The organism is Vibrio inusitatus (assembly GCA_024346935.1).
Taxonomy (GTDB): domain Bacteria; phylum Pseudomonadota; class Gammaproteobacteria; order Enterobacterales; family Vibrionaceae; genus Vibrio; species Vibrio inusitatus.
The window spans coordinates 1,340,374-1,354,028 of sequence record AP024878.1 but is presented as its reverse complement, the minus strand read 5'-3'; the positions used below and the strand labels follow the sequence as shown (position 1 = coordinate 1,354,028).

Annotated in this window: 13 protein-coding genes; 4 read left to right on the top strand and 9 right to left on the bottom strand. The window is 43.9% G+C overall.

The window, feature by feature from the left end:
* The first annotated feature begins 5 nt into the window (after window positions 1–5).
* Window positions 6–1,133, top strand: a complete 1,128-nt coding sequence (gene msrB, locus OCU48_RS06220) for a peptide-methionine (R)-S-oxide reductase MsrB (protein ID WP_141344534.1) — start codon at window positions 6–8, stop codon at window positions 1,131–1,133.
* A gap of 83 nt (window positions 1,134–1,216) precedes the next feature.
* Here the strand turns inward: msrB and OCU48_RS06215 are convergent, their stop codons facing one another.
* The 9 genes from OCU48_RS06215 to OCU48_RS06175 form a co-directional block, all read right to left on the bottom strand.
* Complete coding sequence (locus OCU48_RS06215; protein ID WP_141344533.1) at window positions 1,217–2,164, bottom strand: alpha/beta fold hydrolase; 948 nt, start codon at window positions 2,162–2,164, stop codon at window positions 1,217–1,219.
* 17 nt (window positions 2,165–2,181) lie between these two features.
* Complete coding sequence (locus OCU48_RS06210; protein WP_141344532.1) at window positions 2,182–2,655, bottom strand: DUF2947 domain-containing protein; 474 nt, start codon at window positions 2,653–2,655, stop codon at window positions 2,182–2,184.
* A 1-nt stretch (window position 2,656) separates the two neighbouring features.
* Window positions 2,657–3,247, bottom strand: a complete 591-nt coding sequence (locus OCU48_RS06205; protein ID WP_141344531.1) for an HD domain-containing protein — start codon at window positions 3,245–3,247, stop codon at window positions 2,657–2,659.
* Window positions 3,235–3,828, bottom strand: a complete 594-nt coding sequence (gene rimJ / locus OCU48_RS06200) for a ribosomal protein S5-alanine N-acetyltransferase (protein ID WP_141344530.1) — start codon at window positions 3,826–3,828, stop codon at window positions 3,235–3,237. Before rimJ ends, OCU48_RS06205 begins: the two co-directional genes overlap by 13 nt.
* Before the next feature lie 8 nt (window positions 3,829–3,836).
* The gene (tyrR, locus tag OCU48_RS06195) at window positions 3,837–5,381 is read right to left on the bottom strand and encodes a transcriptional regulator TyrR (RefSeq protein WP_141344529.1); all 1,545 of its coding nucleotides are present in this window, start codon (window positions 5,379–5,381) and stop codon (window positions 3,837–3,839) included.
* An 86-nt stretch (window positions 5,382–5,467) separates the two neighbouring features.
* Entirely contained in the window at window positions 5,468–6,544 is a 1,077-nt protein-coding gene (locus OCU48_RS06190; protein ID WP_141344528.1) for a YcjF family protein, read from the bottom strand.
* Between the two features lie 4 nt (window positions 6,545–6,548).
* Window positions 6,549–7,919 carry a YcjX family GTP-binding protein gene (locus OCU48_RS06185; RefSeq protein WP_141344527.1) on the bottom strand — a complete coding sequence of 457 codons (1,371 nt, stop codon included), beginning with the start codon at window positions 7,917–7,919 and terminating at the stop codon, window positions 6,549–6,551.
* Window positions 7,920–7,991: 72 nt separating this feature from the next.
* Window positions 7,992–8,177, bottom strand: coding sequence for a hypothetical protein (locus OCU48_RS06180; RefSeq protein WP_119010571.1), 186 nt, complete (start codon window positions 8,175–8,177; stop codon window positions 7,992–7,994).
* Between the two features lie 110 nt (window positions 8,178–8,287).
* A complete protein-coding gene (locus OCU48_RS06175; protein ID WP_141344526.1) occupies window positions 8,288–9,802 on the bottom strand; it encodes a fumarate hydratase in 1,515 nt (504 codons plus the stop codon).
* Between the two features lie 160 nt (window positions 9,803–9,962).
* Here OCU48_RS06175 and pabB point away from each other — a divergent pair, with 160 nt between their 5' ends.
* From pabB to asnS, 3 genes are all read left to right on the top strand, one after another.
* On the top strand, window positions 9,963–11,324 hold the full coding sequence (gene pabB, locus OCU48_RS06170) for an aminodeoxychorismate synthase component I (protein ID WP_141344525.1): 1,362 nt from the start codon (window positions 9,963–9,965) through the stop codon (window positions 11,322–11,324).
* A 22-nt stretch (window positions 11,325–11,346) separates the two neighbouring features.
* On the top strand, window positions 11,347–11,946 hold the full coding sequence (locus OCU48_RS06165; RefSeq protein ID WP_141344524.1) for a CoA pyrophosphatase: 600 nt from the start codon (window positions 11,347–11,349) through the stop codon (window positions 11,944–11,946).
* Between the two features lie 128 nt (window positions 11,947–12,074).
* On the top strand, window positions 12,075–13,475 hold the full coding sequence (gene asnS / locus OCU48_RS06160) for an asparagine--tRNA ligase (RefSeq protein ID WP_141344523.1): 1,401 nt from the start codon (window positions 12,075–12,077) through the stop codon (window positions 13,473–13,475).
* The last annotated feature ends 180 nt before the right edge of the window (window positions 13,476–13,655 follow it).

Here is a 13,655-nt window from a genome sequence, read left to right as displayed (position 1 = left end):
CTCAAATGAAACGACTGTCTACCGCACTTTTTACCATTGTCATCGCTTCTCCTTTCGCATGGATGATGTCGGGCAGTTCTATGGCTGACGATGCGACAATGTCTGACGCAAGCAACGTCAAAGTTGCCACACTTGCGGGAGGATGCTTTTGGTGCACCGAGGCTGATTTAGAAAAACTACCTGGAGTCATTGAGGTTGTCTCTGGCTATGCAGGGGGCGTCGAGGTTAACCCTACTTACAAGCAAGTTGCTGCGGGTAAAACCGGTCACATTGAGGCAATTCAAGTTACTTATGACGCGGATTCAGTGACGTATGTAGAAGTGCTTGACCAGTTGTTTCGCCATATGGACCCTACCGACGATCAAGGCTCATTTGTAGATAGAGGGAGGCACTACCGCCCTGCTGTGTTCTATCATAATGAGCAACAGCTAAATATAGCCACTGGTTTCATACAAGATATCGAACAATTGGGTGTATACAAAAAACCCCTCAAAACAGAACTGATCGAATACACGACTTTTTACAATGCGGAAGACTATCACCAGGACTACTACAAGAAGAATCCAATTCGATACAAATATTACCGACACGGCTCAGGGCGTGATCGCTATCTAGATAGCATATTTGGTAAAGATCGTGAAGAATCGGGCATGACATTGATAGCAATGATTGATGCGGACAAAGGCGTAGATACTCAGCGATATTCAAAGCCGAGTGCCCCTGAGATAAAGGGTATGCTGACGGAACTTCAATACTACGTTACGCAAGAAGAAGGCACCGAACGTCCATTTAAAAATGAGTACTGGGATAACAAAAAAGAAGGCATTTACGTCGATATCGTTTCGGGCGAGCCCCTGTTTAGCTCCACCGATAAATACAAATCAGGCACAGGTTGGCCCAGTTTTACAAGGCCTATCAATGAGAGATTTATCACCGAGCATAAAGACAGCAAACTTTTTTACACGCGCATTGAAGTAAGAAGTCGATTTGGTGATTCCCATCTCGGACACGTATTTGAAGATGGACCGCAACCTACAGGTTTAAGATATTGTATAAACTCGGCCTCACTGAAATTCATACCGAAAGAACAATTGGATAGCATGGGATATGAAGAATTTTTATCACTGTTTTAGAGAGCTAAACATTAGTGTATTATTTTCTTAGCGGCTAAGTTAACCACGTTGCAATGGATAACCAACTGCTTAGATAACCGGCCCTAGGGCCGGTTTTTTTTATCCGGTAATCCCCGAAGAAAAGAGATCAACGCCTTATTCACAATTTCTGACTTTTCATACTGAAGAGCATGACCGGCATCTTCGAGTGCGACAAATGTGTGATTAATAGGCAAGTAAGAACGCACATTATCTGATTGTTCGAAACTCAGCAGTTTGTCTTTCCTTCCCCAGATTAAAAGTGTCGGTATTTGATTTCTGTTGAGACTTTCAAAAGCCTGTTGGCTTGATTGCTGAAGAGCATGGTTTGCGGTTAAATAGATAGCATTACGAAAGCCTTTTATTCTCATCTGATCCTGATAACGCTGTTGCCAATGCTCAAGCAACTCAGGTTCTACAAGGTCTTTAAGTTGCTTTTGAATCATGTTAGGTAAATAAAAAGCGTACGTGAGATAGCGACCAATAACAGGCAATTTAAGCGGCCCAATATTCACAGGTTCGTTCAATGGTGCAAAGAGACTTACACTGGCAACTCGTTCGGGATGCAATTGCGCATAGTTAGATACAATAGCACCACCCAACGACAAGCCAACTAAATGTACTGTTTGGTCTAGGTGTAAATGGTCTAGGAGTTGGTTTAGCTGGCTGGAAAATAACTCTAGATTATATCGCCTATTTGGGCGGGCAGAATAACCTCTTCCGTATAAATCAAACGTTAATACTCGAAAGCCAGAATGCTCAATAGCCTTTGCATTTCGCTCCCATGCAAAGCTAGGAACAGAAAACCCATGGACGAGAACCACTACGGGTAAATCACAACCACCCGTTAACCGATAATTAACTATACCAAGTGGAAGCTGCGCAGTCGTGAGTTCGGGATGCTTTTTTAACTCTTGGGTTAAATAGTAACGTTCTACGTTTCGCCAAACCGGCAGCATGGTCAACAATAGAATGAGTACAAAAAGTGCTAATAACCCTAACTCAAACCACACATGCCACCCCTCAAATTTTAAGGACGATTACCCAATTTTACCTGTCCGTCAGTGGTAAACCATAGCGCTTGTTTGCGTCGTCGGCCAATCAATATTGGGCCGTCATCAAAAAACAGAAAGTTCTTCCAGTGTTGTTTGAATATCGACCAGGTCGTTTGTACTACATTGTATTTCTCATAACAGAAATAAACTGTGACATCATCTTGCCAGTCAATGTGTTCAAGTACAGCTTCAGGCAATCCCTCATTATCGGACTCCCAATTGCTCATCCAATTTACCGAGTCAGACCAATTTACCTCTGATGTCGGCCAATCTTGGCTGCTCATTCGCTCTGAGTCAGGGCTTTGTTTACTGACGTTATCCTTCCAGAACTGAGCACTTTTAGCCTGTGAAAAAGGTTTTATTCCCGCTAAGTCTTCTGATGGAATCGGCATGGATTGGTGGGTAAAAATCCACTTACGTGAATACTCATCTAACGATATATGGTCCATATTACTCATCTTTTAGCCAGCCGTTTTCTACGGCTTCATCTATGATCTGTAACGCCTTCTGCCATAAGGTTTCTGAACCTTGCTGAATGCGACTGTTGATAGCAATAACTTGGCTGCGTTTCACTTGATGTTCAACCCAACTTTGTCCTTGATTATGATAGTTCAATAACATCGGGATGAAACGATCTAATGCCTTAGCGAACCTCGCATCGTCTGTTTTAGCCGCTTCAAATTCATCCCAAATAGCACGAAGCTCTTCTCTTTGCCCTTCTGGAAGATAGCCAAATAGACGATCCGCAGCTTTGAGTTCTTTTTGCTCTTGTTCTTTTGAAGCCACCGCGTCGTAAACAAAGGTGTCTCCCGCGTCAATTTCAACTACATCATGCAATAACAACATCTTTAAAACTCGAGCTATATCGACTTTTTCATTGGCATGCTCTTCAGTCAGCATGGCCATTGTTGCTACGTGCCAACTATGTTCTGCGCTATTTTCAAGGCGGCCGTCAGCACTCTTTACACGAGTTCTTCTTAACACATTCTTAAGTTGGTCAATCTCCATCAACATATCTAGTTGTTGGTTTAATCTTTGCATGCTTCAATCCAATTTTTGTTAGTGAGTGACGTCAGAACATGATCTTGCCAACGCCCATCAATCAATAGGTAATCCTTCGCGATACCTTCTTTTACAAAACCCATGTTATCTAGAACCTTAGCGCTTCTCTCATTGTGTGGAAGGTAAGATGCTTGGATTCGGTGCATATTAAACTTATCAAAAAGAGTGTGGCAGGCTTCTTTTAAGCTAGAGTGCATAAGTCCCTTACCCTGCTCTCGCTCATCAAGAGAATACCCAAGATTGCACGCATGAAACGGGTAAGCGACAATGTTACTAAAGGTTACTACACCTAGTACCTTGCTCTCATCATGATTCAACAACAGAAGATATAAGCCTTGCCGAAGTTTCTCTAATTCCTCCAGACGGGCTATTTTATATTTCCATCCTGTTACGGTGTAAAACCCTTCATCTCTAATGGGATCCCAAGGCTTCAGAAACGCTTTATTGCGAACAAAATAGTCACACAATATTTTTGCATCCGCGCGGGTAACAGAGCGAATCGTCGGCTCTGATACAGAAGTACTTTTCTTAACCACCAAAGGCTTATGCGTGAAAAACATCTCCAAACCTATTTCTTCCCAATTTCGTAGTCACGTAGCTTATTAGCAATTGAGGTGTGAGACACATTCAGCCTTTTCGCAAGTTTTCTGCTCGATGGGAATGCTTGATAGAGTTTTGATAAAACCTGAGATTCATGTCGCTTCATTATATAGTCCAGCGAACCATCAAGATCGAGCTTTACTTCTCCTTTAGACAACCCATCAAGGGTAGGAAGATGGAAGTGCTGGGTGGACAACTCTGTGCCTTCAAGCTCTGTTAGAGCGCGCAAAACTGCATTATCGAGCTCTCGTATATTACCTGGCCAGCTATAGCTAATTAAAGCGTCCATTAAACTTGCCGAACAGGTTGGTTTATCTATGCCCAACTGTGCGCAGTGTTTTACCAGCAGCATATCCAGCAAAGGAGCAATATCTGACGACCTGTCACGTAACGACGGAATTTTCAGATTGAGTACGTTAAGACGGAAGTAGAGATCCTGACGGAAAGTTCCCGACTCTATCAGTTGTTCCAACGTATGCTTAGTAGAAGCGATTACGCGCACACTGACACTCACCTCTTTGTCTTCGCCTACTCGTCTAAAAGTGCCATCTTGTAAAAATCTCAACAATTTACTTTGCAGGTGTGCTGACATCTCACCAATTTCATCAAGGAACACTGTTCCCCCATCCGCATTTTCAAAGATGCCTTTGTGGGGTTTTCCTTGATTAGAAGCACTTTGAGCATGACCAAACAGCTCCGTTTCTGCCACATCATCGGGCATTGAAGCACAGCTCAGCACTATAAATGGGTTGGCAGCTCTATGAGAGCGAGCATGACACGCGCGCGCGAGCATTTCTTTACCTGTACCAGTATTGCCTTCAATCAATAGCGGTTGCTCTAGCATTGAAAGTTTTTTGGCTTGTGTGATCAGTGCTTTGTGTCGGTTGGATATCCCCACAAAGTGCTCAAAACCAAGTGGGTCACTATCGGCAACCGGTTCCGAGTGTCCATGCTCTTGACGAGTTTGCCTAAGCTGAAACACGGTACTTGCATGCACTGAGGTATCACTGCTTTGCATCAAATGAATAGGAATAACTTCCATCTGATAGTCGATACCACCAACAACAACCGTTTGTTTAAGCCTTGTTGATGAGTCCTCTAACCAAGATTGGTAAGAGAATTTTGGTAGCAGTTGGCTGATAGAAGTGCCTAATAGAGCTCCTTCGTTGCTATGAAAAAGCTGCTTGGCTTTTTGATTAGCCATGTCAATCTGACCATTGAGGCCAACGGAGAGAAGTGCTTCTGATAGGTTATCAAGTACAGCCGTAAGTTCTGTGTTTTTTCGCTCACTAGGCATAAATTGAATACGCCTAACATCAGAAACACCATCGATTCGCCTGATTTGTGCCATCAAGCCACTAAAAGATTCAAAATCTAGTTCAGGACAATTAAGATAAATGATGCCGATAGGGTCAATTTCTATCCCTCGCAAATCTAGATTTTGCGAAGTTAATATATCCAGCAGTTCGCGGGTTAAACCTAAGCGATCTTCACACAATACTTGTAAGCGCACGTCTGATTCTCAAGTGTTCAATAATGTTTACATGAGTGTCTAGCAGAAGCGCAATTCAGTCAAGTATTATCAGGGATTAGAGCAAGTTAAGCTTGTTCTTTTTCTTCACTATTTTGTAAACGTTGTTTAACAGATACGAATACTTGATCACGAACATCTCGTAGTCGCAAGCGATTCTCGTCAGAGAAAGCGATCGGCCTCATTAGTTGCGCCGCTTTAATACCCAAACGCGCTGTCAGTAAGCCAACACCCACTCCTTGCGCAGCGCGAGTCGATAACTTGGCAGTGAGATCCATAGACAACAGGTCCATGCCAGCATCCATGGCCAATTCCGTACCACCTGCCGCTGCCATATTAATTAACGTCAGTCTCAGCAATTGAATTCGAGACCAGTAACCAAGCTCGACGCCATATTCTTTAGCTATACGATTGATAAGTGATATGTTTCTCCAAGCCACCAGCAACATATCAGCCGCAGCGAGAGGACTCACCGCGACCATTACCGCCGCCTCTGATGAATACTTGGCAATGGCTTTGTTGATTTTCTGATCCACAGGAGACAATACATAACCCTGATATAAATCCAGCATGTCACGATCAGAATGATTTGCGCTTTTATGTTGTGCCCACTTAGACAGACCGACATTCTCAACACCTGATGCGGTCATAGTCTTAGAAAGAGCGTCACAAAACTTCTCGGCATTACCATAATCGTTATTGTCATAGAGTTCTTGAGCCTTCATTTGCACGTCACCTTGATGACGAAGACGTCTCATTTTAAGTAACTCACGCAATAAAGCCCCTGCTCCAATAACGCAACCGGCGGTTAATAACACCGTCCATGATAAACTAAGGAAGTCGTTTGCTTGAAATGCACCAACAAACGAGTCGACAAGTTGCCACACGCTTAACCCTCCTAAGGTGGCAAACAATAGCTTCCAGCGTAATGGAACTCTACGTCGGTTAAATAGCGTTTCAACCTTCTCTTCGATCGGCTCATCTTCTGTTGTAGCAATAGATTCTGCCTTGATAAATTGGTGCTGTTCAAACGTTTGTTGAGCGCCAAGATCAGGCTGATCATTTTTATAATGAGCAGCGCTATCATCACGCTCTTTTTCGTCATCTAAGTGCGTAAAAACCTGTTTTTGTTTGTATTCGTTCAAAGCATTACCTTAATTTATCACCCAATAAGAATTGCATCACTTTATCCATACCGATATGCGGTAGTGGTGTTGCTTCTACATAATTCTGTGGTCTAAAGTTAACGAAATCGAACCCTTGTTTTCCCCAAAACTCAGGCTTTGGTAGTGTTGCTGGCACTTCTCCTGGATACAAAGTAAGCTCATTTCCATCTATGGTTGTACCATTAATAACGGGAATAGATTTTCCCTTCTGTTCGACAACCCCCGCATCTGTCGATTTTATCGACGCAAAAGGCATACACTCCATCGAGACACTTTCAAAAGAAACATGTTGCCAAATCGGCTGCACCAAATGACGAAGTAATAGATTCAAGTTTGAGTACTGATCTGGCGTAATGTGGTCCGCTTTAGTCGCTGCAAACAGTAATTTATCTGTTCTTGGGGAGAACAAGCGACGAATTAGGCTGTTTTTCCCATAACTGAAACTCTTCATAATTTCGGTAAGCGCAACCTGCATATCGCTAAAGGCATGCTCCCCCTGATTCAGAGGCGTCAGCACGTCGACCAATAAAATTTGTCTGTCAAACGAAGAGAAATAATGTCGATAGAAAGGTTTGATCACTTGTTGCTGATATTCTTTGTAACGCTTGGACAACAAATTTATAGCGCTATTCTTTGCAGGTTTGTTCTTAGACGTATAGGGAAAAAACAGCACTACAGGGGCATCGGCCAGTTCACCTGGCAATACAAATCGTCCCGGCTGTATGAGTTGATACCCCTTTGACTTGAGATCGAGTAGTAGCTTAGTGTATTGCGCTGCAACTTCATTCAATAATTTATCGTCATTAGATTCATCGTAATCAAGATGTTGACTACGAGCTAACCACGCCTCTACTTCAGGAAGATCTATCTGCTGAAGACGCAAAATTTGCTGCTCAGACCATGCTTGAAAGTCCATCTCCAACATTGGCAGATCCAGTAGCCATTCTCCTGGGTAATCCACCAAATCCACGTATAAGGTGGCATGACGACTTATCAACTTTCGTGCTTTGCTGCTTGGCTTATATTTAATGGCGATACGAATTTCACTCACATCACGCGTTGGTGTTGGCCATTGCGGGGAGGCAAGTGTCAGTGACTCATAAGAACCGTCTAGATTAAATCTAGGCGTAAGGAGGTTTTTTTGTGGCACCCTTCGTGCGCCTAGAACCCTAGCATCTCGCTGCGCTGCTAATAAAGGCAGATTGTCATGAGTTGACGTATGGAGGAGTTGGTCCACAAAGGAGGTAATAAATGCAGTCTTACCCGCACGAGAAAGGCCGGTCACACCAATTCTCAGGTGTGCATCCAGCCCTCTATTAAGTAGTTGTTTTGCTTCGTTTGTTATTCTGTTCATATCACGCTCCTAAGCTCAAGATATTGAATTACTCTCCAAATATCCAGCGTTAGAGCGCAACATTAACAAGATTTAATCATCTACAATGAGCTTAAAAATAACAAACAGAGCAAGTTCCAAAAGCAGTGTCAGTACTATCGTGATAGTAATATACTTCTCATGGAAAATGGCAATACCATTGAGAATAAGGTCATAGCAAAGGAAACCACCGATAACGACGGCAACGATGATCTGAAGAATTTGTACAAAGCGTGGCATAACATCCCCTGTTAAATAAAGTCACAGCATAAGTGTATCAGCTATCTCGCTGAATTTTCGATAAAAAGCGCAATCTTTGATTACGCTTCTTCGATTTTGATTAACTAAAGTTAATCCATTTCAGCAATTTTCACCTTCCAGGTCTCAGGTCCAATTTGATGTGCATTGGCACCCGTTGAGTCGACCGCAACGGTGACTGGCATATCTTCAACATCAAACTCGTAGATCGCTTCCATTCCAAGCTCTTCAAAAGCGATGACCTTCGCACTCTTGATCGCCTTAGATACAAGGTATGCTGCGCCCCCTACGGCCATTAGATAAACTGCCTTGTTCTCTTTAATTAGCTCAACCGTCTGCGACCCACGTTCGGCCTTACCGATCATGCCTGCAATACCTGTTTTAGACAGCATCATTTCGGTAAATTTATCCATACGAGTTGAAGTCGTAGGGCCAGCAGGTCCTACTGCTTCGTCACCCACCGCATCTACAGGGCCAACGTAGTAAATAAATTTACCTTTAAAATCGACACCCTCTGGCAGGCCTTCACCACTGTCTAAAAGCTGCTGAATACGTTTATGGGCTGCATCACGACCAGTCAACATTTTGCCTGATAGCAATAACGTCTCACCCGTTTGCCAAGTTTCGATATCCGTCTGGGTAACAGAGTCAAGATTCACTCTTCGCGCTTTTGCTCCTGCATCCCACGAAATTTCTGGCCAGTCTTCTAGCTTAGGTGGAACCAAGTTCGCTGGACCCGATCCATCTAGAGTAAAATGCACATGGCGTGTAGCGGCACAGTTTGGAATCATGCACACAGGCTTAGACGCTGCGTGAGTTGGCGCTGTCTTAATTTTCACATCCACCACTGTCGTTAAACCGCCAAGACCTTGAGCGCCAATACCTGTTTTATTCGCTCGTTCGAAGATCTCTAAGCGCATCTTCTCTTCTGTGGTTTGTGCCCCTCGCTCCATCAACTCATGAATATCAACGGGATCCATCAAGGATTCTTTCGCCATCACCGCTGCTTTTTCTGCAGTACCACCAATACCTATACCCAGCATGCCAGGTGGACACCATCCAGCCCCCATTGTTGGCAATGTTTTTTCTACCCATTCTGCTACGTCATCCGATGGGTTTAACATCGCCATTTTGGTTTTGTTTTCTGAACCACCACCTTTAGCGGCAATTTGCACCTCAACCTTGTCTCCAGGCACCATATTAATGTGTACAACAGCAGGCGTATTATCTTTGGTATTGATCCGTTTTCCTGCTGGATCTAACAAAATAGAGGCACGAAGCGGATTGTCTGGATTGGTGTAGGCTTGTCTAACGCCCTCATCAATCATTTCTTGCACTGTAATATCGGTGTCTTCCCACTGCACTTTCATGCCAATGTTCACAAAACAAGTCACAATGCCAGTATCCTGACATATTGGTCTATGGCCTTCTGCTGCCATTCGAGAGTTGATGAGTATTTGTGCAATCGCGTCCTTTGCTGCAGTACTTTGTTCAGCGTGGTACGCTTTTTCTAGCGCTTGCACAAAATCAAGCGGGTGGTAATAAGAGATGTATTGAAGTGCATCAGCGACACTGCTGATAAGATCTTGCTTACGAATTACGGTCATTCGCGGAGCCCCTTTTGGTCAGTCTGAATCCGTTTCAAGCACGATTAAGCCTATGACTGCACGTGCGTTCTGAACTTGAGATAAATCTATGATACTCTTGAGGCGATTCTCAAACCACACTCACCTTTACGGTGTCGTCACATTTCAAGCAATTTGATAGATGTCTGATTTAAAAATTGAAACTGAGCAACTTGTTTACCGAAAGGATCTTGCCTTAGATCTGTTCGAAAAAATACAACAATACCCTTACGCCATGCTGCTGCGTTCCGCATCTGATAATCACCCAAACAATCGGTATGATATTTTGGTGCATTCACCAATAATTACGGTAGAAACCTATGGTGGTATAAGTAACGTAACAACAAATCGCGAACGTTCTCAAGTCACAGAGGATCCTTTCGAACTCCTGCGAAGTCTGCAACAGCAATATTTACCCCATTCACATACCGATACACATCTACCTTTCATCGGTGGTTGGTTAGGTTATTTTGCCTATGATTTAGGTAGACGCATCGAAGCATTCAAAAACATTGCTGAACACGACCTTAACGCGCCAGATATGGCTGTAGGTTTGTATGAAAAAGCATTGGTGATTGATCACGAACTCAAACAAGCCTATTGGGTTGGGCAAAATCTCAACAGTGAGAATATGCCTGAGAGAAACCATCAACAGGTCGAGATTCAGCATCCTTCATTTCAGCTAGAGTCTCCATGGTCAGCTAACATGACCAAGGCGCAATATCAGAGCAAGTTTGAAACTGTTCAAGATTACCTGCTAGCGGGTGATTGTTATCAAATCAATCTCGCGCAACGCTTTAGCGCCGATTACTCTGGCAGCGAATGGAAAGCATACAAAATACTAGAAAATGAGAATAAGGCTCCGTTTTCCGCGTTTTTGCGATTGCCACATAATGCAGTGATAAGTGTATCTCCGGAGCGTTTTTTACTTGCGCACGATAAGAAAGTAGAGACCAAACCCATCAAGGGAACTAGGCCGCGCTTTAACGATCCCTTAAAAGACAAACAGCAAAGGGACGACTTACAAACAGCGGAAAAAGACCAAGCTGAAAACCTGATGATCGTGGATTTATTACGTAACGACATAGGGCGGGTATCCGCTCCGGGTAGCGTAAAAGTTCCACACTTATTTGAAATTGAGAGCTTCCCTGCCGTTCATCACCTTGTGAGCACTATCACAGGGGTACTGGATGAACAGTATGACGAATATGACCTGCTGCGCGCTTGTTTTCCAGGAGGCTCAATTACTGGCGCTCCAAAAGTGAGAGCGATGCAGATCATAGAAGAACTGGAGCCGCATCGTCGCAGTGTTTATTGCGGCAGCATTGGCTACATTAGTCGATGTGGCAATATGGACACGAGTATTACAATAAGAACGCTAATAACAGAAGATCATAAAATTCACGCATGGGCAGGCGGTGGATTGGTCGCTGATAGTGAATGCGAATCAGAGTATCAAGAAACCTTGCATAAACTTGGTAAAATTCTGCCAGTATTAGAATAATGAAAATTTCGGAGAGGAAGGCATGACCAAAGACGATTTCTTATTAAGATTTAATCTGAGTAAGCCCTCTTCTTACGATACGCAAAGCCTGCAAAGACTGGCTCATTTTGATCAAGACGTTCTAAGACCTGCTGCTGTATTGATCGGCCTTGTTGAGCGAAATAATCGTCTTCATGTCATTCTTACTAAGCGGGCGGCGCATCTTAAGCACCATCCAGGACAAGTGAGCTTCCCTGGAGGCAAGTATGAGCAAGATGACTTACTGCTTAGCACTACCGCAGTAAGAGAAACCCATGAAGAAGTGGGAATCGACCCTTCATTAATTACGATAGCGGGTGCCCTGCCTCCTTTGCCCACGCTCAGTCAGTTTGCCGTTACCCCATACATTGCTTTTATTGAACCGAACTACCAGTCAACGCTTGATCCCAACGAGGTAGACGAAGCATTTGAAGTACCTGCTGAGTTTCTTTTTGCAAGCCAGAACCTTTCAAGTTTCCATTTCCAATTAAAAACCGTGACACACAAAGTGTTTGCTATCCCCTATCAAAGACACTTTATCTGGGGAGTAACTGCGCAAATTATCGATGCAATGCAAAGACAGCTCACTAATTTGATGGATTAAACACCGCTTAAAAAAAAATACTCATGAAATAGGCACTCTTTACTTGATGCAAATTTATTGGTGGGTAAACTGAGAAGTTCTATTTAATTTTCTATTTCTCGATAGCATCTATTGGAGAGTAATACCAAATGACTTACGCGCCTGTAACAGACGTTCTTAGCGGAAAGCTCGAAGTAAACAGTGAAATCACTGTTCGTGGCTGGATCCGTTCACGTCGTGATTCCAAAGCTGGAATCTCTTTTCTTGCCATCTATGACGGCTCTTGTTTCGACCCGATTCAGGCCGTGGTCCCAAATAGCTTAAATAATTATGACGAAGAAGTACTGAAACTGACTACAGGCTGCTCTGTAGAAGTAACCGGTACCGTCGTAGAGTCGCCAGCAAAAGGTCAAGATTTTGAACTAGCGGCAACGGCTGTAACAGTGGTTGGTTGGGTTGAAGATGCTGACACTTACCCTATGGCTAAAACGCGCCACTCTATCGAGTACCTTCGTGAAGTAGCTCACCTTCGCCCACGTACAAACGTGATTGGCGCAGTAGCTCGCGTGCGTAACTGCTTATCACAAGCAATTCATCGCTTCTACCACGAACAAGGTTTCTTCTGGACTTCCGCTCCGCTAATCACCGCATCTGATGCTGAAGGTGCAGGCGAGATGTTCCGCGTATCTACATTGGATATGGAAAACCTGCCACGCACTGACAAAGGCAACGTAGACTACAACGAAGATTTCTTCGGCAAAGAAACGTTCCTTACTGTATCAGGTCAGTTGAATGCAGAAGCATACGCCTGTGCCCTAAGCAAGGTTTATACCTTTGGTCCAACATTCCGTGCAGAAAACTCAAACACCAGCCGCCACCTAGCGGAGTTCTGGATGGTAGAGCCAGAGATTGCATTTGCTGATCTTGACGATGCTGCGAAACTGGCTGAAGACATGCTTAAATATGTGTTCAAGGCCGTTCTTGCAGAGCGCCGTGATGACCTTGAGTTCTTTGCTCAGCGTATTGACAAGCAAGCTATCTCTCGCCTTGAGCAGTTTGTAGACGCTGATTTTGCACAAGTGGACTACACCGACGCAATTCAAATCCTACTCGATTCTGGTCGTAAGTTTGAATTTGACGTTGAGTGGGGCATCGACATGTCATCTGAGCATGAACGTTACCTTGCTGAAGAGCACTTTAAAGCACCGGTTATCGTTAAAAACTACCCGAAAGACATTAAAGCTTTCTACATGCGTTTGAACGACGATGGCAAAACGGTTGCTGCGATGGACGTTCTAGCACCTGGCATTGGTGAAATCATCGGTGGTGCTCAGCGTGAAGAGCGTTTAGACGTTCTAGACGAGCGCATGATCGCTATGGGCATCGACCCTGAGCACATGGGCTGGTACCGCGACCTCCGTAAATACGGCACAGTGCCACACGCAGGTTTTGGCCTTGGTTTTGAGCGCTTAGTGTCGTATGTCACTGGTATGGGCAACGTTCGTGACGTTATTCCATTCCCACGTACACCTCGCAGTGCGAACTTCTAAGTCGAACACTGTTATTAAAAACCGCCTAATGGCGGTTTTTTTGTGTCTAGATTTCAGGAAAAGTTGATATCAGACAGGTGTTACCGATTACATTGCTAAATTAATTACAAATCTGTTGTTTTGGCGTTTTTCTACAGGTATAAAAGAAGACAGTCACATTCCATTAATTCACTTTAACAC